Source organism: Pantoea sp. PA1, assembly GCF_056856975.1.
Window position 1 is genome coordinate 23,386 of sequence record NZ_JBXGEE010000002.1, and the last position, 20,783, is coordinate 44,168.

At 57.4% G+C, this 20,783-nt stretch carries 21 protein-coding genes; 13 read left to right on the forward strand and 8 right to left on the reverse strand.

What is annotated here, in order from left to right; all coding sequences use genetic code 11:
- Positions 1-70: 70 nt before the first annotated feature.
- From AC1V0D_RS10905 to AC1V0D_RS10925, 5 genes are read right to left on the reverse strand one after another with little or no spacing between them, the layout of a single operon-like run.
- Positions 71-1,063 (reverse strand): ABC transporter ATP-binding protein, encoded by a 993-nt coding sequence (locus AC1V0D_RS10905; RefSeq protein WP_046101005.1) that lies wholly within the window; start codon positions 1,061-1,063, stop codon positions 71-73.
- Between the two features lie 2 nt (positions 1,064-1,065).
- Positions 1,066-1,851: an ABC transporter permease gene (locus AC1V0D_RS10910; protein WP_482907415.1), complete on the reverse strand. Its 786-nt coding sequence runs from the start codon at positions 1,849-1,851 to the stop codon at positions 1,066-1,068.
- Between the two features lie 10 nt (positions 1,852-1,861).
- Complete coding sequence (locus AC1V0D_RS10915) at positions 1,862-2,707, reverse strand: ABC transporter permease (protein ID WP_009092623.1); 846 nt, start codon at positions 2,705-2,707, stop codon at positions 1,862-1,864.
- The gene (locus AC1V0D_RS10920; RefSeq protein ID WP_009092622.1) at positions 2,704-3,516 is read right to left on the reverse strand and encodes an alkaline phosphatase family protein; all 813 of its coding nucleotides are present in this window, start codon (positions 3,514-3,516) and stop codon (positions 2,704-2,706) included. The genes AC1V0D_RS10915 and AC1V0D_RS10920 overlap by 4 nt, the downstream gene beginning before the upstream one ends.
- A gap of 19 nt (positions 3,517-3,535) precedes the next feature.
- Entirely contained in the window at positions 3,536-4,597 is a 1,062-nt protein-coding gene (locus AC1V0D_RS10925; RefSeq protein WP_009092621.1) for an ABC transporter substrate-binding protein, read from the reverse strand.
- Positions 4,598-4,803: 206 nt separating this feature from the next.
- Here AC1V0D_RS10925 and AC1V0D_RS10930 point away from each other — a divergent pair, with 206 nt between their 5' ends.
- The 4 genes from AC1V0D_RS10930 to ubiA all read left to right on the forward strand — a co-directional run bounded on the left by AC1V0D_RS10930 (position 4,804) and on the right by ubiA (position 7,486).
- On the forward strand, positions 4,804-5,511 hold the full coding sequence (locus tag AC1V0D_RS10930; RefSeq protein ID WP_009092620.1) for a UTRA domain-containing protein: 708 nt from the start codon (positions 4,804-4,806) through the stop codon (positions 5,509-5,511).
- A gap of 70 nt (positions 5,512-5,581) precedes the next feature.
- Positions 5,582-5,992, forward strand: coding sequence for a phosphate-starvation-inducible protein PsiE (gene psiE / locus AC1V0D_RS10935; protein ID WP_009092619.1), 411 nt, complete (start codon positions 5,582-5,584; stop codon positions 5,990-5,992).
- 86 nt (positions 5,993-6,078) lie between these two features.
- Positions 6,079-6,591: a chorismate lyase gene (ubiC, locus tag AC1V0D_RS10940; protein WP_482907416.1), complete on the forward strand. Its 513-nt coding sequence runs from the start codon at positions 6,079-6,081 to the stop codon at positions 6,589-6,591.
- Between the two features lie 28 nt (positions 6,592-6,619).
- Positions 6,620-7,486, forward strand: a complete 867-nt coding sequence (ubiA, locus tag AC1V0D_RS10945) for a 4-hydroxybenzoate octaprenyltransferase (RefSeq protein WP_369974609.1) — start codon at positions 6,620-6,622, stop codon at positions 7,484-7,486.
- Between the two features lie 245 nt (positions 7,487-7,731).
- Here ubiA and plsB read toward each other — a convergent pair whose 3' ends face one another.
- Positions 7,732-10,155 (reverse strand): glycerol-3-phosphate 1-O-acyltransferase PlsB, encoded by a 2,424-nt coding sequence (gene plsB, locus AC1V0D_RS10950; RefSeq protein ID WP_482907557.1) that lies wholly within the window; start codon positions 10,153-10,155, stop codon positions 7,732-7,734.
- A 127-nt stretch (positions 10,156-10,282) separates the two neighbouring features.
- Between plsB and AC1V0D_RS10955 the strand changes: the two genes are divergently transcribed.
- The 3 genes from AC1V0D_RS10955 (at position 10,283) to dinF (ending at position 12,794) form a co-directional block, all read left to right on the forward strand.
- Entirely contained in the window at positions 10,283-10,651 is a 369-nt protein-coding gene (locus AC1V0D_RS10955; protein WP_009092615.1) for a diacylglycerol kinase, read from the forward strand.
- Positions 10,652-10,756: 105 nt separating this feature from the next.
- On the forward strand, positions 10,757-11,371 hold the full coding sequence (lexA, locus tag AC1V0D_RS10960) for a transcriptional repressor LexA (RefSeq protein ID WP_009092614.1): 615 nt from the start codon (positions 10,757-10,759) through the stop codon (positions 11,369-11,371).
- Between the two features lie 100 nt (positions 11,372-11,471).
- On the forward strand, positions 11,472-12,794 hold the full coding sequence (dinF, locus tag AC1V0D_RS10965) for an MATE family efflux transporter DinF (RefSeq protein WP_482907417.1): 1,323 nt from the start codon (positions 11,472-11,474) through the stop codon (positions 12,792-12,794).
- A 42-nt stretch (positions 12,795-12,836) separates the two neighbouring features.
- Here the strand turns inward: dinF and zur are convergent, their stop codons facing one another.
- Positions 12,837-13,358 carry a zinc uptake transcriptional repressor Zur gene (zur, locus tag AC1V0D_RS10970; protein ID WP_009092612.1) on the reverse strand — a complete coding sequence of 174 codons (522 nt, stop codon included), beginning with the start codon at positions 13,356-13,358 and terminating at the stop codon, positions 12,837-12,839.
- A gap of 450 nt (positions 13,359-13,808) precedes the next feature.
- On the opposite strand from zur, the gene AC1V0D_RS10975 reads away from it, so the two are divergent.
- The 3 genes from AC1V0D_RS10975 (at position 13,809) to pspG (ending at position 16,601) form a co-directional block, all read left to right on the forward strand.
- The gene (locus AC1V0D_RS10975) at positions 13,809-15,059 is read left to right on the forward strand and encodes a conjugal transfer protein TraF (protein ID WP_482907418.1); all 1,251 of its coding nucleotides are present in this window, start codon (positions 13,809-13,811) and stop codon (positions 15,057-15,059) included.
- A 106-nt stretch (positions 15,060-15,165) separates the two neighbouring features.
- Positions 15,166-16,158 carry a tRNA dihydrouridine(20/20a) synthase DusA gene (gene dusA / locus AC1V0D_RS10980; RefSeq protein WP_482907419.1) on the forward strand — a complete coding sequence of 331 codons (993 nt, stop codon included), beginning with the start codon at positions 15,166-15,168 and terminating at the stop codon, positions 16,156-16,158.
- 176 nt (positions 16,159-16,334) lie between these two features.
- The gene (gene pspG, locus AC1V0D_RS10985; RefSeq protein ID WP_009092609.1) at positions 16,335-16,601 is read left to right on the forward strand and encodes an envelope stress response protein PspG; all 267 of its coding nucleotides are present in this window, start codon (positions 16,335-16,337) and stop codon (positions 16,599-16,601) included.
- Positions 16,602-16,808: 207 nt separating this feature from the next.
- On the opposite strand, the gene AC1V0D_RS10990 is transcribed toward pspG, so the two are convergent.
- Entirely contained in the window at positions 16,809-17,792 is a 984-nt protein-coding gene (locus AC1V0D_RS10990; RefSeq protein ID WP_009092608.1) for a quinone oxidoreductase, read from the reverse strand.
- 96 nt (positions 17,793-17,888) lie between these two features.
- Here AC1V0D_RS10990 and dnaB point away from each other — a divergent pair, with 96 nt between their 5' ends.
- The 3 genes from dnaB to AC1V0D_RS11005 all read left to right on the forward strand — a co-directional run bounded on the left by dnaB (position 17,889) and on the right by AC1V0D_RS11005 (position 20,760).
- The gene (gene dnaB / locus AC1V0D_RS10995) at positions 17,889-19,295 is read left to right on the forward strand and encodes a replicative DNA helicase (RefSeq protein WP_009092607.1); all 1,407 of its coding nucleotides are present in this window, start codon (positions 17,889-17,891) and stop codon (positions 19,293-19,295) included.
- Between the two features lie 129 nt (positions 19,296-19,424).
- Entirely contained in the window at positions 19,425-19,904 is a 480-nt protein-coding gene (locus tag AC1V0D_RS11000) for an Lrp/AsnC family transcriptional regulator (protein ID WP_009092606.1), read from the forward strand.
- Positions 19,905-20,145: 241 nt separating this feature from the next.
- A complete protein-coding gene (locus AC1V0D_RS11005; protein ID WP_009092605.1) occupies positions 20,146-20,760 on the forward strand; it encodes a YitT family protein in 615 nt (204 codons plus the stop codon).
- The last annotated feature ends 23 nt before the right edge of the window (positions 20,761-20,783 follow it).

Consider the following 20,783-nt stretch of genomic DNA (forward strand, 5'->3'; position numbering starts at 1 on the left):
CTGCCAGCCTGACGGAGAGAGCAATCTGTGAAAAGGGATTGCCGTGCTTTGCCTGATTTTTTCCTGTGTTTTAAGCCACCTGGCGCAAAGTCGACATCGCTAATTGTAGACCAATCTGACTGCCAGCGGGATGCAAATCCGCCGCCGATCGGTTAAGCACATCCACCGAAAGTTCCACATCCTGCGCCCGGATACGATAGCGGATGACGTTGCCCAGCAGGCTGTGGCTGAGGATGACCGCAGGAATGCCCTGGCCCTGCGCCGTGAACTGCATTGATTCCGGACGAATCGCCACCTGGCTGTGAAAAGGCTGGCCGGTCAGCCGCGTTGCCTGCTCAGCGCTGAGCAGGTTGTAGTTACCGATAAACCCGGCGGCGAAGAGGTCAGCCGGCTGGGTGTAGAGCGCTTCGGCATCGCCGTTCTGCACGATTTTACCCCGGTTCATCAGCACAATACGATCGGAGAGCGTCAGCGCTTCCTCCTGATCGTGGGTGACGAAAAGGGTCGTGAGGTTCAGCTCGCGCTGGATGCGGCGGATTTGATCGCGCAGATGGCGACGGATTCGCGCATCCAGCGCCGACAGTGGCTCATCCAGCAGCAGCAGACGCGGACGCGTCACCAGCGAGCGCGCCAGAGCCACGCGCTGACACTGTCCGCCCGACAGCTGATGCGGATAACGGCGCGCATAGTCGCTGAGCTCCACCAGCTCCAGCACCTCCGGCACCCGCTGGCGGATCTCTGCGTCGGGCAGCTTCTGCATCTTCAGGCCAAACGCGACGTTTTTCTCTACCGTCATGTTGGGAAAGAGTGCGTAGCTCTGGAACACCATACCGATGGCGCGCTTCTGCGGTGCCAGCGGCACAATATCGTGACCCGCCAGCCGGATTTCGCCGCTGTCGACGCCGGTTAAACCGGCCAGGCAGCGCAGCAGCGTCGATTTACCGCAGCCGCTGGGGCCGAGCAGGGTAACAAACTCACCTTCTGCCGCGCTGAAATCGATCTCCTCGAAAATGGGGGTGGGTCCATAGCGTTTATTCAGCGATCTGACCTCAAGATAACTCATACTCAGCCTCGTTCGGGATTCAGGGCGTTAGCCAGCCAGGTGACCAGCAGCACCACAAAGAAATAGGAGATCACCAGCGCGCTGGTGAAGTGACCGCTGCCGTTGCGCATGTTGTAGAGATAGACCTGCAGGGTTTCATAGCGGTTGCTGACCAGCAGGTTAGCAAAGACAAATTCGCCAATCAGAAAGGAGAAGGAGAGCAGAACCGCAATCAGCATCCCTTTGCGCAGGTTGGGCAGCACCACCCAGAGTGCCGCCTGCCAGGTGCTGGCACCAAGCAGCTGCGCGGCGTCGATCAGCTCTTTAAGGTTGATGGCCTGCATATTGTTCGCCAGCGCCCGATAGATAAAGGGCAGCGCGATGGTGAAATAACAGCCAATCAGTATCCACGGTGTGCCGGTCAGCATCAGCGGGGAGGAAGAGTAGAGCTGCAGCAAACCCACTGATGAGACCACCGGCGGTACGGCAAAGGGCATCAGGATCAGAATGTTCATCACCGCATCCAGCCGTGGATAGTAGTAAGCGATTACAAACATGGCAGGCAGCACCAGCAGCAGCGAGAAGAGCAGCGCACCAAAGCAAATCAGCAGGGAATGGCCCAGTGCCGTCAGAAAACGCGGGTCACTCCAGAGCTGGATGAACCACTTCAGGCTATAGCCCTGCGGCAGAATGGTATTACTCCAGTCAGAGGCGATCGCGTAGAGCAGCGTGGCCGCCAGCGGCAGGGCCAGCAGGAGAAAAAGTACCCCCACCATTATCCGGTGATACAGGCGCTCAGCAGATGACATGACGGCTCCTTCAGGGCTGTTTCGCGTTGAGATAGCTGCGGCGCACCAGATACTGCTGCACCAGGGTGATCAGCGCCATAATCGCCACCAGCAGCATCGCCAGCGCGCTGCCGGTGTTGGGGTCCAGCGAGATATCCCCGGAGACCAGCGCGGCGATGCGCACCGGCACCACGTTAAAGTTTCCGGTAGTCAGGGCATAAATGGTGGCGTACGCCCCCAGCGCGTTCGCCAGCAGAATGACAAAGGTGCCAAGCAGCGCCGGAAACAGAATCGGCAGGGCGATGTGCCACCCGTAGTGCCAGCGGCTGGCCCCCAGCAGAGCCGCTGACTCCTGCCACTCTTTCTTCAGTCCGTCGAACGCCGGGTAGAGCAGCAGCACGCCCAGCGGGATCTGGAACCAGGTGTAGACCAGCACCATGCCGTTGCGCGAAAAGAGCCGGAAGCTCTCAATCAGCCCGTAGTGACGCAGCAGCAGCGTCAGACAGCCGTTCAGCCCCAGCAGGATCACAAAGGCGAAGGCGAGCGGGACACCGGCAAAATTGCTGGTCATGTTGGTAAAGGAGAGCAGGAAGCGCTGCAGTCGCCCGCCGCCGAGCTGATGCAGGGAATAGCCGGTAACCAGCGCAATCACTAATCCATAGACGCTTGACCAGAGCGAAATATCGAGCGAAAAACGAAACGCCTGCTGATAAAAGGGCGAGGTCAGGATGTCGTGATAGTTATCCCAGCCCCACTGGCTGTTCATCTCACTCCAGAAGCTGTTGATGGCGATCCACAGCAGCGGTGCCAGCTGAAAGGCGACCCAGAACAGGGCAAACGGCAGCAGCAGCAGCAGGGCAAAGCCTTTTCTCCTCATCTCGGTGGCTCCGCCAGCAGCCCGCGGCAGACCGGTTTGTCATGCGGCACCTCAAGCAGTTCGCACAGGGTGCCGCACAGATCGGTCTGCTGCGGTGCCAGATCAGGCTGCAGCGAGAAGGCCCGGCCAAAGACAAACAGCGGCACCGTAGTCTCCTCAGGCAGAATGCCGCCATGGGAGCGATCGTCATTCATACCGTGATCGGCGGTCACCATCACCTGATAGCCCTCGGCCAGCCACAGCGGCATCCACTGCGACAGCAGGCCGTCGGCGATGCGCGCCCGGTTGCGGTACTGCGGTGAGGAGAGTCCCGATTTATGACCGGCGTCGTCGATGTTCATCGGGTGGATCAGCAGGAAGTCGGGATCGTGACGCAGCCGCAGGCTCTCTGCGTCTTCAAACAGATGCGAATCGGGATAGCTGTCGTCAGAGTAAAAATGACCATACTGAATCGGCAGTTCCGGCGCGTCCGTATGACGATCGCGCGCCGGAACAAACGGGGTGCGGTTATAAAGTTCACTCACCCAGTGGTAGGCCGCCGCCGCGGTGGTCAGGCCCGCCGCACGGGCAAAGTGAAAGATGCTGCGCTCGCGACTTAACCGGCTGACGCCATTGTGAATAATGCCGCTTCTGACCGGCGGGACGCCGGTCAGGATGCACTCATAAAGCGGCCGCGACAGCGAGGGCAGTTCACAGGTCAGACGGTAGTAAAAGCCGTTGCCCTGCGAACATTCGGCATGCAGATAACCCATTGCATGTTGTGCGACCTGATTGCTCAGCCCATCCAGCACCACCAGGATAGTCTTCATTTCCTCTCCCCGCCGCAGGTTACTGCTGCATGTTGATGATGACGTTTTCCTGCCACAGGCGCGGCAGCATTTTTGACGATTTATCCCAGGCGGCCTGATCTTTAACCGGACGGGCATTTTTATACTCTGACTGCGGCAGCAGGCGAGCCTGAACATCCGCAGGCAGCGTCAGATGCTCGGCACGAATCGGACGGGCATAGCCCTTCGCCAGGTTGATCTGACCCTGGTCTGAGAAGATATATTCGCGCGTCAGTTTTGCCGCGGCAGGATGTTTCGCATATTTGTTGATGAGGGTGGTGTAACCGGAAGTCACAGAACCGTCAGAGGGGATCACCACTTCGTAGCGGCTTTTATCAATCTGGTCACGGTAGTTAAGGGCGTTAAAGTCCCACACCACCGCCATCTGCACTTCCCCTTTTTCGATGTTGGCGATCACCGGATCGGTCACGCCAAGACGCCCCTGTTTTGCCAGGTCAGCAAAGAATGCCAGCGCCGGTTTCAGGTTCTTCTCGTCGCCGCCTAATGCGTAGTTTGCCGCCAGCACACCGTTGGCTGCCTGAGCTGCCACGCCGACATCACCGATAGTAACCACATACTTACCTTTTTTCAGATCGGCCCAGCTGTGGGGGATATCTTTAACCTGCTGCTTGTCGATCAGGAAAGCGATGGTGCCGGTATAGGCCAGCGCCCAGTGACCCTCTTTATCTTTGGCCCAGGCCGGGATCTGATCCCAGTGGGTCGGTTTATATGGCTGCGTCAGCCCTTTCGCCACGGCGATGGGGCCAAAGGCCGCGCCGACGTCGCCGATGTCAGCGCTGGCGTTATCTTTCTCCGCATCAAATTTCGCCAGCTCCTGCGCCGATGACATATCGGTGTCGCTGTGCTTAAGGCCATATTTGCTATTGAGATCGCTCCAGGTCTCCTTCCAGTTGGCCCAGCTGTCCGGCATCCCGACGCTGTTGACCTGGCCTTCACTGCGCGCCGCTTTTTCCAGCGCGGCGAGGTCGTTATCGGCGGCCTGCGCGACGGGCAGGGTGAGCACTACAGCACTGGCTACTACAGAGGCGATAAACGCTTTCATCTCAGTTGCTCCGGGTGTAAGTTGAGGGGCCTGACTGGTCTAGTCCAGCAAGAACCGAGCCAATGTAGCCCCTGTATATGAACGATTTATGACAGAACCGCGCGATACGGGGGAAGAAAGGCAGCAGACCCGGGTCATCCGCCCGTCACAGGCGCGTTAACCTGAACAGTTATAGTGCGGAGTCGCACCAGAATGAGGCTACTGTTGTGGAGTCAATCGCACTCAAAACGGCGGAGGCGATCGCCAGTGCACTGCTGAGCCGTATCCGGGATGGCGAGTTTCAGAGCGGGCGGTTGCCGGCGGAACGCGCCCTGAGCGAGGCTTTCAGCACCACGCGGATCACGCTGCGTGAAGCGCTGGGCAAGCTGGAAGCGCAGGGGATGATCTACCGCGAGCTGCGTCGGGGCTGGTTTATCGCGCCGCCGCGGCTGGTCTACAACCCGCTGCACCACAGCCACTTTCATGCGATGGCGACGGAGCAGGGGCGGCGGGCGACGACGGAGGTTATTGCGGCTGGCGAGGTAGCCGCGCAGGACGCCGTGGCGACAGCACTGGGTCTGGCCCCCGGCTCGGTGGTCTACTGCATCCGCCGTCTGCGGCGCATTGATGGGCGCGCGGTACTCTATGTGGAACACTACCTGAATCCGCACTTTTTCCCTGGCCTGCTGGAGGAAGATCTGACGCGCTCCCTGACCGACCTCTATGACCAGCGCTACGGTATTCGTTACGGTGGCGCGCGCTTTACCATTCTGCCCGGCCCGCTGCCGGACGTTGCCGCACCGGCGCTGAATGTGGCGACCGGCAGCCCCGGCCTGCTGATCACCCGCATCAACCGCAATCAGCAAAAAGCGGTGATCGACTGCGACTGTGAATACTGGCGCTATGATGCACTCTGTGTGGATGTCGAAGCCTGAGGAGTTATTGTGATTTACATCACACTCGCGCATGATGATGCGCGCTGATAACTCCATTTTAAGGCGCAACATGAGTGACAAAAATCCTTTGGCCCGCCACCTTGCAACAGCACTGCAATGGGTGCTGAATGTGGGCCTGCTGAGTCTGGCGATCATCCTGATCGTCTTTTTAGGCAAAGAGACGATCCATCTGGCAAACGTGCTGTTTAATACCGGCGAGCAGGCCTCTTCCTATCTGCTGATTGAGGGAATCGTGATCTATTTCCTCTACTTCGAATTTATTGCCCTGATAGTGAAGTACTTTCAGTCCGGCTATCACTTTCCGCTACGCTATTTTGTCTACATCGGCATTACGGCGATCATCCGCCTGATTATTGTCGATCACAAAAATCCCTTCGATACGCTCTGCTACTCGGCGGCGATACTGATGCTGGTCATTACGCTGTGGCTGGCAAACAGCAACCGGCTGAAACGCGAATAATTCACCTGCCGTCTGGTACGACGGCAGGTGTTCGCATCGCGTCTCTGCGCTAAACTACCGACCTCAAAATTACCGGGAGTGGTGCTATGTCTCAAGACGCGCTCAGCTTATTAGGTGCGCTCAACTGGCTTTCTCCATCGCAGGCAGCCCTCGCGCCGCCGTTGCTCGACTGGCTGATGGAAGAGGATTCAATGACGCGCCGTTTTGAACAGCATTGTCAGCGGGTGACGATTCAGCCATTGCGCGAAGGCTTTATCGACGCCAGCGAGTTGGGCGAGGAACGCGCCCTGTTGCCGGATGATGAACGCTTCTGGCTGCGTGAAGTGCTGCTGTTCGGCGACGATCAGCCCTGGCTGGCGGGCCGCACCCTGGTGCCGGAAAGCACCCTCAACGGGCCTGAGGCGATGCTGCAGCAGCTGGGTACCCGTCCTCTGGGTCGCTATCTTTTCTCCTCTTCGACGCTGACCCGCGATTTTATTGAACCCGGACAGATTGATGCATTGTGGGGGCGGCGGTCGCGTCTGCGCCTCTCCGGCAAGCCGCTGCTGCTGACTGAACTGTTTTTACCGGCATCGCCGCTCTATCGCGATCTGGTCTGAGGATTTTGTGGTGGAAAAGAGCTTAAGTATGAATAAATGGCGGGACTACAGCCGCCTGATGCGCATCGATAAACCGATCGGCACGCTGCTGCTGATGTGGCCCACGCTCTGGGCACTCTGGCTGGCTGACATGGCGATGCCGCCGTTACCGGTGCTGGCGGTGTTTGTGGCCGGGGTCTTTGTGATGCGGGCGGCGGGTTGTGTCATCAATGACTATGCCGATCGCAAAGTGGATGGTCACGTTGAGCGCACCCGACATCGGCCGCTGGCCAGCGGCGCGGTGAGTGCCAGAGAAGCGAAGCTGCTGTTTGTGATTCTGGGGCTGGTGGCTTTTGCGCTGGTGCTGACCATGAACCTGATGACCATCATGCTTTCCGTAGTGGGGCTGGCGCTGGCCTGGGTCTATCCCTTTATGAAGCGCTATACCCATCTGCCGCAGGTCGTACTGGGGGCCGCATTTGGCTGGGCAATCCCTATGGCCTGGTGTGCAGTTAGTGAGTCCTTACCTCTGGTCTGCTGGCTGGTATTCATTGCCAACATCTGCTGGACGGTTGCTTACGATACGCAGTATGCGATGGTGGACAGGGACGATGACCTGAAGATTGGGGTGAAGTCGACCGCCATTTTATTTGGTCGCTTCGACAAGCTGATTATTGGTCTGCTGCAACTGGCGACCCTGCTGCTGATGGCGTGGGTGGGGACGATGCTGCACCTGAACAGCGCCTTCTACTGGACGCTGCTGCTGGCTGCCGCCCTGTTTGTTTATCAGCAGAAGCTGATAGCCGGGCGCGAACGTCAGCCCTGTTTCCAGGCTTTCCTCAATAACAACTATGTCGGGATGGTGCTGTTCCTCGGCATTTTAATGAATACGCCGCCGTTCACTCAGCTGTTCTGACTGGAAAGGCAGCCTGTCATAGCGGGAAGACCGCGCCTGCGCAGGGGACAGGGCCAGATCGGAAAGACGCAAAAGCTGTCATCCATGACGGCTCGGCCCGCGCCATCCCTGGCGCGGGACGCTTTCCTCTTCTGTCCCTGTCCCCTGCGCGTCAGGTTCTTCGTTGCTGTAAGAAGCCTGCCAGACAGCCCTGTGCGACATAAAAAAGGCGACCCTGAGGTCGCCTTTTTTGCTTTACGCGGGTATCAGTCGTGCGCGACAGCCGTTTCAATGGTCATCCGGACATCGCTGGTCACCAGGTCAGCCAGGATGTGCCAGGTGGCCTGGGTCTGCGCCACATCCGCATCTCCGCTGTCACTGATATAGCCTTCATCACGCAGCGTCAGTACCAGTGAGGTAAAGACCGCTTTGTCGAAGAACTCCGGAGCGTTGATACCGTGCAGCACGGAGAGACGTTGTGCCAGCGTCCGGCTCTCTTTCTCCAGCGTGCCGCGGTTAATCGTCGGCTTGGCGCTGAGAATCGAGAAGGTAATGGCATAACGCTGCAGCGTTTCACGCACACCGGCGGCCAGCAGTTGCAGCGTGCGATAGCGCGCTCCGGTAAACCGCAGTTCTCCGGCCTCAAGCGTAATCAGACCCTGACGCGCCAGCTCCTGACTCAGTTCAGTCAGCAGTTGCGGCAGCTCATCCGTCTCCCAGCGCAGGAAGAGCTCGCTCTTCAGCATCGGATAGATCAGGCTGACCTGACGCAGCAGTTCCGCTTCGCTCAGCGTCTGGTGTTGCTGAACAATGGCGGCAATCAGCGACGGCATCACCAGCATGTGATGAATGTTGTTGCGGTAATAGGTCATCAGCACCGCCTGCTCACGCGGCAGAATGATGATGTCGCCAATGCTGTCCTTTTCACTCTCAAACTTGTTCATGCCCATGGCGTGATCCAGCAGCGCTTCCGCGGAGAGATCGGGCAGGGTCGCATTCGGCGAGTAAGGCACATTGCGCAGCAGCTGGGTATAGCACTCCAGCTGTTCAATCAACTGTTCGCGGGTAAGTGAGCGCTGACGTGAGGCAAGCAGGGCCGTAACACAGAGGTTCATGGCGTTAGCCGCGCCGGCTTCATTGATCCGCACCATCACGCGAGCCGCAATATCGTTCACGGTCGGGGTCAGCCAGCCGGGACGCTGTGGCTCAATCGGATCGATCGAGTCACGCCATTCCGGCACGCGCTTGTTGAGATAGTTAACCAGCGGCAGCGGTTCGCCAAAGTTAACGTAACCCTGACCGAGATTGCGCAGCTTACGCAGGCCACGCACCATCTGCATGAAGCCCTCTTTCTCTTTTGCCGCGCCGCGCAGCTCTTTGGCGTAAGTACCCACTTCCATCACATGCTCATATCCGATGTAGATCGGCACCAGCGTGATGGGACGATTGCCGCCGCGCAGCATCGCCTGCAGCGTCATGGCTAACGTGCCGGTTTTCGGGTCCAGCAGACGGCCCGTGCGTGAACGGCCACCTTCGACAAAGTACTCAACCGAGTAACCCCGGGTGAACAGCTCACCGAGGTATTCGCGGAATACCGTGGCGTACAGCTTGTTGCCTTTAAAGGTGCGACGGATAAAGAAGGCACCCAGACGACGGAAGATCGGACCGGCTGGCCAGAAGTTGAGGTTGATGCCTGCTGCGATGTGCGGCGGCACCAGGCCCTGGTGATAGAGCACGTAGGAGAGCAGCAGATAATCCATGTGGCTGCGGTGGCAGGGCACATAGACAATCTCGTGACCATCCTGCGCCAGCTGGCGCACTTTTTCGCCGCCATTGACGTTGATGCCCTGATAGAGACGGCTCCAGAGCCAGCCCATCACCCGGTCAGTAACGCGAATTGCTTCATAGGAGAAGTTCGCCGCAATCTCTTCCATCATCTCGACGGCATTCTGCTGCGCTTTCTCATGGGAGATTTTTTTGCTGCGCGCCTCATCTTCTACGGCTTTTTCAATCGCTTTGGATTGCAGCAGGCGATTAAACAGATCCTGACGGGCCGGTAAACGCGGGCCAATCGCAGCCAGCCGCTGACGGGCAAAATGGATACGCGCGACGCGGGCCAGCTTCTGCGCGATCGACTTATCTGTCCCATGTTCCGTGGCCATACGCCGCAGCGACACGGTCGGCGAGAAGCGGACAAAGCTGTCGCGCCCATGCCAGATGACCGCAAAGAACTTCTGCACGCCGTTCAGCACCCGCAGGTGTGGTGTGGCTTCGCCCTGAACTTCACGTCCCGGTGCGCGGCCAAACATCACGGTGACGGGCAGCATCTGAATATCCAGCGTGGGATTATTGCGATGCAGGTCCAGGTAATCGTGGAAAATTTTCACCGATTCCACGCTGGGTACAAAATAGGGGAAGACGCGCGGGCCATCGTGGATAAAGACGTGGCGAGGCAGCAGGGAACCATCAATCTCCAGTGGAGAGAGCGGATCGGGCAGATGATGCCGCAGACACTGCGCGCGCAAAGTCAGTAAGTCAGCCTTCGAATCGTAAGGCAAAACATACATAATAGGTCGGGTCGGATCCAGACCATGTTCAGACACGGGATCGGCCGGAATGGCCTTACTCTTTACCAGAAACGAGAGTGGTAAATTAAGCAATTTATAATAAAGTTTACGCCAACCTGACATAGACAACATGAAGCCTCTTGTTAGCAAAGCGCCGCAAGCATACCAGAAAGTGCAGCGAAGATCTGTGGTGGTGCCAAATGCACGCAGCCCAGACATTGACGTCAATCCGATAAAAGGGTTCCCACACATGGCAAATAATGCCACCGGACTTATCAGAATAGTAAAAGCCGCCGGTTACTCCTGGCAGGGGCTGCGTGCCGCGTGGCAACATGAAGCGGCGTTTCGTCAGGAAGCCCTGGCTGCGCTGGCGGCGATCATTATCGCGTGCTGGCTGGACGTTGATGTGATCTCGCGCATCCTTATGATTGGGTCGGTGGTGCTGGTGGTCATCGTCGAAATCCTCAATAGCGCCATTGAAGCGGTGGTCGATCGCATCGGTCAGGAGCATCATCCGCTCGCGGGCCGGGCAAAAGATATGGGTTCGGCAGCGGTACTGCTGGCTATCTTACTGGCCCTGTTTGTCTGGATCGCGCTGCTCTGGACACATTTGCGATAAACCTTCCATAACGCGGCTCAGGCCGCGTTTTCCCTGACAATCGGTTTTCATTTCGCCAATACCTGTATATACTCACAGCGACTGTATAAACAACCAGGGGGCGGGATGAAAGCATTAACCAGCAGGCAGCAGCAGGTCTATGACCTGATTCGCGACCATATTACTTCAACAGGCATGCCGCCTACGCGTGCCGAGATTGCCGCGCAGCTGGGTTTCCGCTCGCCAAACGCGGCAGAAGAGCATCTGAAAGCGCTGGCGCGCAAAGGCGTCATTGAGATTGTCTCCGGCGCATCGCGCGGCATCCGTCTGCTAATGGAAGAAGAAGCCTCAGAAGGCATACCGCTGATTGGCCGGGTTGCTGCCGGTGAGCCCATCATGGCGCAGGAACATATCGAGACGCATTACAAAGTCGATCCGGGCCTGTTCAAACCTTCGGCGGATTTCCTGCTGCGCGTCAGCGGAATGTCGATGAAAGATATCGGGATTATGGACGGCGACCTGCTCGCGGTGCATAAAACGCAGGATGTGCGCAATGGCCAGGTCGTGGTGGCCCGCATTGACGATGAAGTGACGGTGAAACGCTGGAAAAAGCAGGGTGCTATCGTGCATCTGCTGCCTGAAAACAGCGACTTCGACCCGATTGTTGTCGATACGCGTGCCCAGTCGCTGACCGTGGAAGGTCTGGCGGTGGGTGTCGTACGCAACGGCGAATGGCTCTGATTCTGACGCCTGCGTGCATTCGCCTTTTCTGGTGCTATTCTGTCTGCCCTGATTTTGTCGCTGCCGCCTCTGCGCAGCGACACTGAGCACGGAATGGCGAATGCGCTTTATCACGGCAACCGATAAAAATCTCTGGCGGCTCGCGCTGCCCATGATCCTGTCAAATATCACCGTTCCCTTACTGGGCGTGGTCGATACGGCAGTGATTGGTCATCTCGACAGCCCGGTCTATCTTGGCGGGGTCGCGGTCGGGACGACCGTCACCAGCTTCCTCTTTATGCTGCTGCTTTTCCTTCGCATGAGCACCACGGGCCTGACGGCACAGGCCTTCGGGGCAGGCGACAAAACGGCGCTGGCACGCGCCCTGATCCAGCCGCTGATCATGGCGTTGCTGGCGGGTCTGCTGTTTGTCGCGCTGCGTTACCCCATTATTCAGCTGGCTACCCATCTGGTTGGCGGCGATCCTCTGGTACTGGCACAGGCCGGACTGTTTATTCAGATCCGCTGGCTCAGTGCGCCTGCCACGCTGGCGAACCTGGTGATTCTGGGCTGGCTGCTGGGCGTGCAGTATGCGCGTGCGCCGGTGATCCTGCTGGTGGTGGGGAACCTGGTGAATATCGTGCTCGACCTCTGGCTGGTCATGGGGCTGCACTGGGGCGTTGCGGGGGCAGCCACCGCCACGGCACTGGCGGAATATATCACGCTGGGCGTCGGCGGCATGATGGTCTGGCGGGTTCTGAAGCTGCGCGGCATTCCATTCAGCCTGCTGAAACAGAGCTGGCGCGGTGACAGCGCCCGGCTGCTGCGCCTCAACCGGGATATTATGCTGCGCTCTCTTATGCTGCAGCTCTGTTTCGCCTCGCTGACCGTGCTGGGCGCCAGGCTGGGGCCGGAGGTGGTCGCGGTGAACGCCGTATTACTGATGTTCATTACCTTTACCGCCTACGCGCTCGATGGTTTTGCCTATGCCGTCGAAGCGTTTGCAGGTGAAGCGCATGGCGCAAAAGATGGCAGCAAACTGCTGCGCGTCTGGCGCTCTGCCTGCCGACAGGCGGCGGCGGTGGCGCTCTTCTTCTCGCTGGTTTATGCCTTTACCGGCCCGCAGATCGTGATGCTGCTGACCTCTCTGCAGACAGTGCAGCAGGCGGCCGACCGCTATCTGGTCTGGCAGGTGATTATGCCGCTGATCGGCGTCTGGTGTTATCTGCTGGATGGGATGTTTATCGGCGCAACGCGCGGACGTGAGATGCGTAACAGCATGGTGGTGGCAGCCGCAGGCTATTTTCTGACGCTGCTGAGCGTGCCGGTGCTGGGCAATCACGGTTTGTGGCTGGCGGTAACGGTTTTCCTGGCGCTGCGCGGCCTCTCACTGTGGCTCATCTGGCGCAGGCACTGGCGTCAGCACAGCTGGTTTGCGGCCTGAGCAGGCAGAACGTTTTTAGTCCGATAGTGATTGTTCCGCCGCTTATCCCCGTCGTCCGCGCTTTTTACCCTCATCCTGATGGTCATGTCCGCAGTTTTCGTGCTGCGTACAGGCGTCTGCTTCCGCGCAGTTTTCGCATAAGCCATGGGCTTCGATCACGCTGTGACGCAGGGCAAACTGCGCTTCACCCGCCAGCGTGGCGATAATCTTTTCCACGCCCTGCGCCTGCTTCTCGGTGACGGCGGCGCAGCGGTCACAGACCAGCATGACCGACGTATGAGCCGGCGCCTCAAAATGGTGACACATCACATAGCTGTTGTTGGACTCCACCCGATGCACAAAACCCTGCTCCAGCAGGAAGTCGAGCGCACGATAAACCGTGGGAGGCTTGGCCTGAGGTTCGCTGATCCGGAGCTGATCCAGCAGATCGTAGGCACTGATTGAGCCCGGCTGTTCCGCCATCAGACGCAACACTTCAGCGCGCTGCGAAGTCAGACGCACACCACGTTGCAGGCACATTTTTTCGGCCTGAATCAAAATTTGCTGCGACGTCATGGTAGTCATGAAAATTCTCCGCTGAATAAGTGATGTTATTTTATCACATAACCTGTCAGGGTGCTGAAGCGCGTTTCTGTCTGTTAAAACAGCACAATTAGCCTGAAAAAACAGCGCCTGTGGCATTTTCGCTCCTCTCTATCTCAAATCTGACGAAAAAACCGATCCACCTGTAAATCAACCGGAGCAGAATTTTTTGTCCTTTTGCTTTGCATCTCACTGAGTTAAGAAGTAATGTTCAGAAAGACTTAATAAAAGTCTGACATTATTTGAAATTAGCCGGTCCGTTTTTAATAATTACACGCTAATTCTGGTCGTAAAACGTCCAATCCTTTGAATTAAGACACTGTTTCCTTTGAATTCACAGCAATAACGCGTTAGCCAGGGTTCACAATAGGGCTGACAAACTATTCAGTTGTTGAATGTATCAACGACACTTTCTCAGGTGATGGCAGGCAAATGGTGAAAAAATCCGCTCAACGCTCAGCGCTGATCTGTTCCGCTGCAGCGACCGCGCTTTTCCTTTCTTCCTCCGCCATGGCGGCAGGGACCTGGTATGATGCACGTAATGACGCCATGGGCGGCACCGGCGTGGCATCTTCTGTTTATGGCTCTGCAGTGCTGGCGAACCCGGCATTAATGACGCGTGCTAAATCTGACGATAATGTCAGCATTATTATTCCTTCAGCAGGCATTCAGGTAACGGACAAAGATAAGCTGATCGATAAAGTCGATGATATTACCGACACCGTGGATCGTTACCGCGGTGTGATTGGTAACCTGACGTTTGCCGATTATCTGCGTGGTTATCCTGAACTGCGTGCTGCCTCCGGCGATGTCGCTGACAAGCTCAGCGATTTGCGCGGTAACAAAGCGGACGGCAGTGCGGGTGCGGCCGTCGCCGTGACAATCCCCAATGAAACGCTGCCTTTCGCCTTTATCGCCAAAGCCTACGGAACGGCACACGTCCGCGCCAATGTGGTCCAGAGTGATATCAACTACCTGCGCGGGGTTGCTAACGGTACGATTCTGCCCGTTCCGGGCGATCAGAATAACCTTCGCTCCAGTGCGAACGGCTTAGCGGCCCTGGTTACCGATTATGGTGTGGCGGTGGCGCATGAGTTCACTGTCGCCGGTCAGCCGGTGTCGGTGGGCGTGACGCCAAAAGTGCAGAAAACCTGGCTCTATAACTACACTGCCAGCATCTATAACTACGACAAAAATGACATCAACAACAGTCAGTATCGCAGCACCGACACCGGCTTTAACGTTGATGCCGGTCTGGCGACCACCTTTGCTGAAAACTGGACGCTGGGTGTGACCGGACAGAACCTGGTTTCACGCGATCTGCAGACCCGGGAGGTTAACGGGTTCCGCGACACCTACCAGATTCGCCCGCTGGTCACCACCGGTCTGTCCTGGGATAAAGGTCCGTTTACCGTGACCGGCGATGTGGATCTCACCGAAACGAAACGCTTCAAAACTCAGGATAACAGCCAGTATGCGGCAGTGGGTGCGGAGTACCGCGTACTTGACTGGCTGCAGCTGCGCGCAGGTTATCGGGCGGATATGCGGTCTAACGACGAAAATGTGGCCACAGCAGGTTTTGGCTTGTCGCCGTTTAACAAAGCTGTCCATCTGGATCTGGCTGGCTCCGTCGGTGCTAACAATACCTGGGGCGCGATGATGCAGCTGGGCTTTAACTTCTAAGCGGATTATCCCGGCTCTCCGGGGGCGGGCGATGCACTATCGCCCGCCCTTGTGTTATCCTTGCACAGAATTCCATCACCCTTAATTACCGGATTGTCTGCGCTACATGGCTACTTTTTCTTCGCAACGCTTCTCCATCGCCCCTATGCTCGACTGGACCGATCGGCACTGTCGCTATTTTCATCGTCAGCTGACCGGCGACACCCTGCTCTACACCGAAATGGTGACGACCGGCGCGATCATTCATGGCAAAGGGGATTATCTGGCTTACAGTGACGCTGAACACCCGGTTGCGTTGCAGCTGGGCGGAAGCGATCCGGCGGCGCTGGCGCAGTGCGCGAAGCTGGCGGAGCAGCGCGGCTACGATGAGATCAACCTGAACGTCGGCTGTCCCTCTGATCGGGTGCAGAATGGCCGGTTCGGTGCCTGCCTGATGGCCGAAGCCACTCTGGTCGCAGATGCCGTGAAAGCGATGCGCGACGTGGTGTCGATTCCGGTCACGGTGAAAACCCGTATCGGGATTGATGAGCTGGACAGCTATGCCTTCCTGACCGACTTTATCGGCACGGTGGCGGGCCGCGGCGAGTGCGAGACATTTATCATCCATGCGCGCAAAGCCTGGCTCTCCGGCCTCAGCCCCAAACAGAACCGCGAAATCCCCCCGCTGGATTATCCCCGCGTCTACCAGCTGAAGCGCGATTTCCCGCATCTGACGATTGCGCTTAATGGCGGCGTGAAAACGCTGGAAGAGGCACAGGCGCATCTGGAGCACCTTGACGGCGTGATGATGGGCCGTGAAGCCTATCAGAACCCCGGCATTCTGGCGCAGGTCGACCAGCAGCTGTTCGGGCGTCAGCATCCGGCGGCTAACCCGGTTGAGGTGGTACGCGCCATGTATCCCTATATTGAAGCGGAACTGGCGAAGGGCACCTATCTGGGCCACGTCACGCGCCATATGCTGGGACTCTTCCAGGGCATTCCGGGCGCACGCCAGTGGCGACGCCATCTGAGTGAAAATGCGCATAAGCCGGGGGCGGATGTCCGCGTTCTGGAAGCGGCGCTGGCCCTGGTGGCGGATAAGATTCCACAGGAAGCCTGATCCGCTCACGCCGCAGAAAACCAGCCTTCAGGCTGGTTTTTTTTACGCCATCATCTGGTCTTTTTCACCAGGTTATCTCACACCCCCTTCCCGTAAACCACGACTATTCAATAGGTTACCTGTTGGCACGCTTTTTGTAACTGTCCTGGTATGAAAGTGGATAAAGGAGTCCTGACGTGGAAATTTTATTTGTATTGGGGTTTTTCCTGATGCTGTTGCTGACCGGCGTGTCGCTGCTGGGCGTGCTGGCAGCACTGGTGGTCGCCACCCTAGTGATGTTTGTCGGCGGGCTGTTTGCACTTGTTATCAAAGTGTTACCTTGGCTGGTGCTGGCCGTGATCGCGGTCTGGCTGCATCGCGCCTTCTTTGGCGACAGCGAGGCGCGGGCACGACGTAAGCTAAGACGTAAGATCAACAGGTTAGACCGGAAAAGCTGGCGATAATTGCGGGAGTGATCACAGAGTGAGAGATTGCAAAGCCGCAATCTGCAATTAAACATATTTTTTACTTATGTTTTCTGGCAGGATGGCTTTTGTCAACGCGATGTGCCATCGACGCGACAGGAATTCATCGCCGCTGTCCCTACATCAGCGCGAACAAAAAATAAAAAAGAGAAGGGCTTCCTGCGGAAGCCCTTTTTGTTTGTCCGGTCAGGGGATCAGCAGGCAGGAACCCTGCGTGGCGCGGCTCTCCAGAATCTGATGCGCTTTGCTGGCCTCTTTCAGCGCAAACTTCTGCTGCTCCGGTACCTCCACCCTGATTGCGCCGCTTGCCAGCAGCGAGAAGAGTTCGGCGCTGGCCGTTTCCAGCTCCTGGCGGTTGGTGATGTAGCCAAACAGTGAAGGGCGGGTAACAAACAGCGAGCCTTTCTTATTCAGAATGCCAAGGTCGATGCCGGTTACCGGCCCGGACGCGTTACCGAAACTGACCATCAGCCCGTGACGGCGCAGGGAATCCAGCGACGCTTCCCAGGTATCTTTGCCGACAGAGTCATAAACCACACCCACTTTTTTCCCGTCGGTCAGCTCGCTGACGCGCGCGGCAATATTCTCTTCACGATAGTTGATGGTCGCCCAGGCCCCGGCGTTTCTGGCGATGGTTGCTTTTTCCGCAGAGCCGACCGTGCCAATCAGGTGTGCGCCCAGTGCTTTTGCCCACTGACAGGCGATTAAACCGACGCCGCCTGCGGCGGCATGAAACAGGAAGGTCTCGCCGGCGCTGATTTTATAGGTCTGCCGCAGCAGATACTGCGTGGTCAGCCCTTTCAGATAGCTGGCGGCACCCTGCTCAAAGCTGATCGCCTCCGGGAGATGCATCAGGCGATCTTCGGCCACGTTATGAAGTTCGCTGTAGGCCCCCATTGACGCCAGGCAGTAGACCACGCGATCGCCGGGTTTAAACAGGGTGACGCCACGGCCCACACGCGACACCACGCCTGCGGCTTCCGTACCCAGACCCGAAGGAAACGCCGCCACTGGATAGAGGCCGCTGCGCACATAGGTGTCGATGTAATTAATCCCGATCGCGCGGTGTTCCACCTGTACTTCATGTTCAGCCGGGTCAGCCGGGTCAAAATCCGTCCACGTTAACACTTCCGGTCCGCCGTGCGCGCTGAACTGAATACGCTTTGCCATTCTGACTCCTGTGATTGTTTCATCATGAGGGTGAGGCACGCACCCCAACTAAGGTATACTTGCGCGTCCCCACAGAAGATCGGTAATGCATTCACTATGGCAGGAAATAAACCCACCAACAAATCGAACGAAACGCAGGATCGCCAGCTGGCTGGCGTGAAAATGCCCCCGCATTCGCTGGAAGCGGAGCAGTCGGTGCTCGGTGGGTTAATGCTGGATAACGAGCGCTGGGATAACGTCTCTGAGCGCGTCGTTGCGAATGATTTTTTCAACCGCTCGCACCGGCTGATTTTTTCAGAGATGCAGCGGTTGCTGGAAAACAGCAAGCCCATTGACCTGATTACGCTCTCCGAGTCACTGGAAACCCGTGGCGAACTGGAGATGGCGGGGGGATTCGCCTACCTGGCTGAGCTGGCGAAAAACACCCCGAGTGCAGCGAACATCGGCGCCTATGCCGATATCGTGCGCGAACGTGCGGTCGTACGCGAGATGATCTCCGTTGCCAACGAGATCGCCGATGCCGGTTATGATCCGCAGGGGCGGAACAGCGAAGAGCTGCTCGACTTTGCGGAATCGAACGTCTTCAAGATTGCCGAAGCGCGCGCAGATAAAGATGCCGGGCCGAAGAACATCGAGCAGATTCTGGAATCGACCGTCTCCCGTATTGAGTCGCTCTATCAGACCCCGCACGATGGCGTCACCGGCGTCGACACCGGCTATCAGGATCTGAATAAAAAGACCGCTGGCCTGCAGGGTTCAGACCTGATCATCGTCGCCGCCCGTCCTTCGATGGGTAAAACCACTTTTGCGATGAACCTATGCGAAAACGCCGCGATGCTGCAGGATAAGCCAGTGCTGATTTTCAGTCTGGAGATGCCCAGCGAGCAGATCATGATGCGTATGCTGGCCTCGCTTTCCCGCGTCGACCAGACCCGCATCCGAACCGGCCAGCTTGATGATGAGGACTGGGCCCGTATCTCCGGCACCATGGGTATCCTGCTGGAGAAGAAGAACATGTATATCGATGACTCTTCCGGCCTGACCCCCACTGAAGTGCGTTCGCGTGCCCGGCGTATCTACCGTGAAAACGGCGGATTGAGCCTGATCATGATCGACTACCTGCAGCTGATGCGCGTGCCATCGCTGTCGGACAACCGAACGCTGGAGATTGCGGAGATCTCCCGCTCGCTCAAGGCGCTGGCCAAAGAGCTTAATGTGCCGGTGGTCGCGCTGTCGCAGCTTAACCGCTCACTGGAGCAGCGTGCCGATAAGCGTCCGGTTAACTCGGATCTGCGTGAATCGGGATCGATCGAGCAGGATGCGGATTTGATCATGTTCATCTATCGTGACGAGGTCTATCACGAGAACAGCGATCTCAAAGGGATCGCCGAGATCATCCTGGGTAAACAGCGTAACGGTCCAATCGGTACGGTGCGGCTGACGTTTAACGGTCAGTGGTCACGCTTCGACAACTACGCCGGCCCGCAATACGACGACGAATAATCTGCGCTTTATGCTGTCATGCACGATCTGTGCATGACAGCTCCCATCATCAGAAAATAGTGTTGGACAACCTCTCCGGTTATCGGGTTATCTGTAACAAAGCGACGCCTCTCACGCTGTGGAAACGGAATGACTCACGTAGACGATTACGACCTGAAAATCCTGACTTTATTACAAGCTAACGGCCGTCTTACTAACCAGGAGCTCAGCGACCTGGTTGGCCTCTCCGCCTCGCAATGTTCCCGCCGCCGCATCAATCTGGAACAGGCCAATCTGATTCTGGGCTATCACGCCCGGCTCTCGCCCGATGCCATTGGCCTGGGGATGGTGGGGCTGATAGAGGTACGCTTAATCAACCACACCACCGAATATGTGGAGAGCTTTCACCGCATGGTGGAGCAGGAAGAGGCGATTGTCGACGCCTACAAAACCACCGGTGACGCTGACTATCTGCTTAAAGTGGCGGTGGCCGATCTTAACTCCCTCAGTGCACTTATCAGCCAGTTAGTGGCGGGCCATCAGAGCGTGTCCCACGTCAAAACCTCCGTGGTACTGGGGCGCATGAAAGAGAATGGCCTGATGATGCTGCCTGCGAACAAAACGCGCTAAAAAGGTGCGTGCTGTGCGTTTTTGGTGCAGACTGGCGACCATAAACGCAAAGAATACGCATCGTAACGGGATTTTGCGCATGGAGTGACGGTTTTAACCGGAAGGTATGCACGAAATCCTGTTATAAAGCGCCTTAGATATCAACGGGATATCACCAGCCTTCGGCCAGCAGCCGATTGACGCTGCGGCAATGGTGCGTTTTTTGCATTGCAACCGCATCATTTGCACTGAGACAACCCCCATGGATAACATCGCAGAACCCTCCCGCGTCCCGCATTCGCGTATTGAAGATGCGCTGGCGATGGTGCTGGGCACCCTGATGGTTTCGTTCGGCGTCATTATGCTGAAACAGGCGGGTGCCCTGACGGGCGGCACTGCCGGTATCGCCTTTCTGCTGAGCTACCTCTCCCCGCTCTCCTTTGGCAGCGCATTTTTCCTGATCAACCTGCCTTTTTACTGGCTGGCGGTAAAACGCATGGGCTGGGAATTTACCCTGAAAACCTTCTGTGCCGTCGGGCTGGTGTCGCTGTTTACGCAGCTGCACCCGCTGTTCGTTCACTTTTCCGATCTCAATCCGTTCTATGCGACACTGTTCGGTAACGTCATCATGGGGATCGGGTTTATAGTGTTGTTTCGTCATAAGGCGAGCCTGGGCGGCATCAATATTCTGGCGCTGTGGCTGCAGGATCGCGTTGGGATCCGCGCGGGTAAACTGCAGATGGCGGTCGACACCTGCGTCGTGCTGGCATCCCTGTTTGTGGTCAGTGGCCCCATCCTGCTGGCCTCCATTGCAGGAGCCGTGATCCTCAATCTGATTATTGCAATGAACCACCGTCCGGGACGCTATCGGGTTTAGCCCTCTTTACCTCTGGACCAATC

Bases quoted from the DNA above. Each gene is read 5' to 3' on its own strand.
- AC1V0D_RS10905 (WP_046101005.1), bottom strand. From the start codon at position 1,063: ATGAGTTATCTTGAGGTCAGATCGCTGAATAAACGCTATGGACCCACC.
- AC1V0D_RS10910 (WP_482907415.1), bottom strand. From the start codon at position 1,851: ATGTCATCTGCTGAGCGCCTGTATCACCGGATAATGGTGGGGGTACTT.
- AC1V0D_RS10915 (WP_009092623.1), bottom strand. From the start codon at position 2,707: ATGAGGAGAAAAGGCTTTGCCCTGCTGCTGCTGCTGCCGTTTGCCCTG.
- AC1V0D_RS10920 (WP_009092622.1), bottom strand. From the start codon at position 3,516: ATGAAGACTATCCTGGTGGTGCTGGATGGGCTGAGCAATCAGGTCGCA.
- AC1V0D_RS10925 (WP_009092621.1), bottom strand. From the start codon at position 4,597: ATGAAAGCGTTTATCGCCTCTGTAGTAGCCAGTGCTGTAGTGCTCACC.
- psiE (WP_009092619.1), top strand. From the start codon at position 5,582: ATGAGTGACAAAAATCCTTTGGCCCGCCACCTTGCAACAGCACTGCAA.
- ubiC (WP_482907416.1), top strand. From the start codon at position 6,079: ATGTCTCAAGACGCGCTCAGCTTATTAGGTGCGCTCAACTGGCTTTCT.
- ubiA (WP_369974609.1), top strand. From the start codon at position 6,620: ATGAATAAATGGCGGGACTACAGCCGCCTGATGCGCATCGATAAACCG.
- plsB (WP_482907557.1), bottom strand. From the start codon at position 10,155: ATGTCAGGTTGGCGTAAACTTTATTATAAATTGCTTAATTTACCACTC.
- AC1V0D_RS10955 (WP_009092615.1), top strand. From the start codon at position 10,283: ATGGCAAATAATGCCACCGGACTTATCAGAATAGTAAAAGCCGCCGGT.
- lexA (WP_009092614.1), top strand. From the start codon at position 10,757: ATGAAAGCATTAACCAGCAGGCAGCAGCAGGTCTATGACCTGATTCGC.
- dinF (WP_482907417.1), top strand. From the start codon at position 11,472: ATGCGCTTTATCACGGCAACCGATAAAAATCTCTGGCGGCTCGCGCTG.
- zur (WP_009092612.1), bottom strand. From the start codon at position 13,358: ATGACTACCATGACGTCGCAGCAAATTTTGATTCAGGCCGAAAAAATG.
- AC1V0D_RS10975 (WP_482907418.1), top strand. From the start codon at position 13,809: ATGGTGAAAAAATCCGCTCAACGCTCAGCGCTGATCTGTTCCGCTGCA.
- dusA (WP_482907419.1), top strand. From the start codon at position 15,166: ATGGCTACTTTTTCTTCGCAACGCTTCTCCATCGCCCCTATGCTCGAC.
- AC1V0D_RS10990 (WP_009092608.1), bottom strand. From the start codon at position 17,792: ATGGCAAAGCGTATTCAGTTCAGCGCGCACGGCGGACCGGAAGTGTTA.
- dnaB (WP_009092607.1), top strand. From the start codon at position 17,889: ATGGCAGGAAATAAACCCACCAACAAATCGAACGAAACGCAGGATCGC.
- AC1V0D_RS11000 (WP_009092606.1), top strand. From the start codon at position 19,425: ATGACTCACGTAGACGATTACGACCTGAAAATCCTGACTTTATTACAA.
- AC1V0D_RS11005 (WP_009092605.1), top strand. From the start codon at position 20,146: ATGGATAACATCGCAGAACCCTCCCGCGTCCCGCATTCGCGTATTGAA.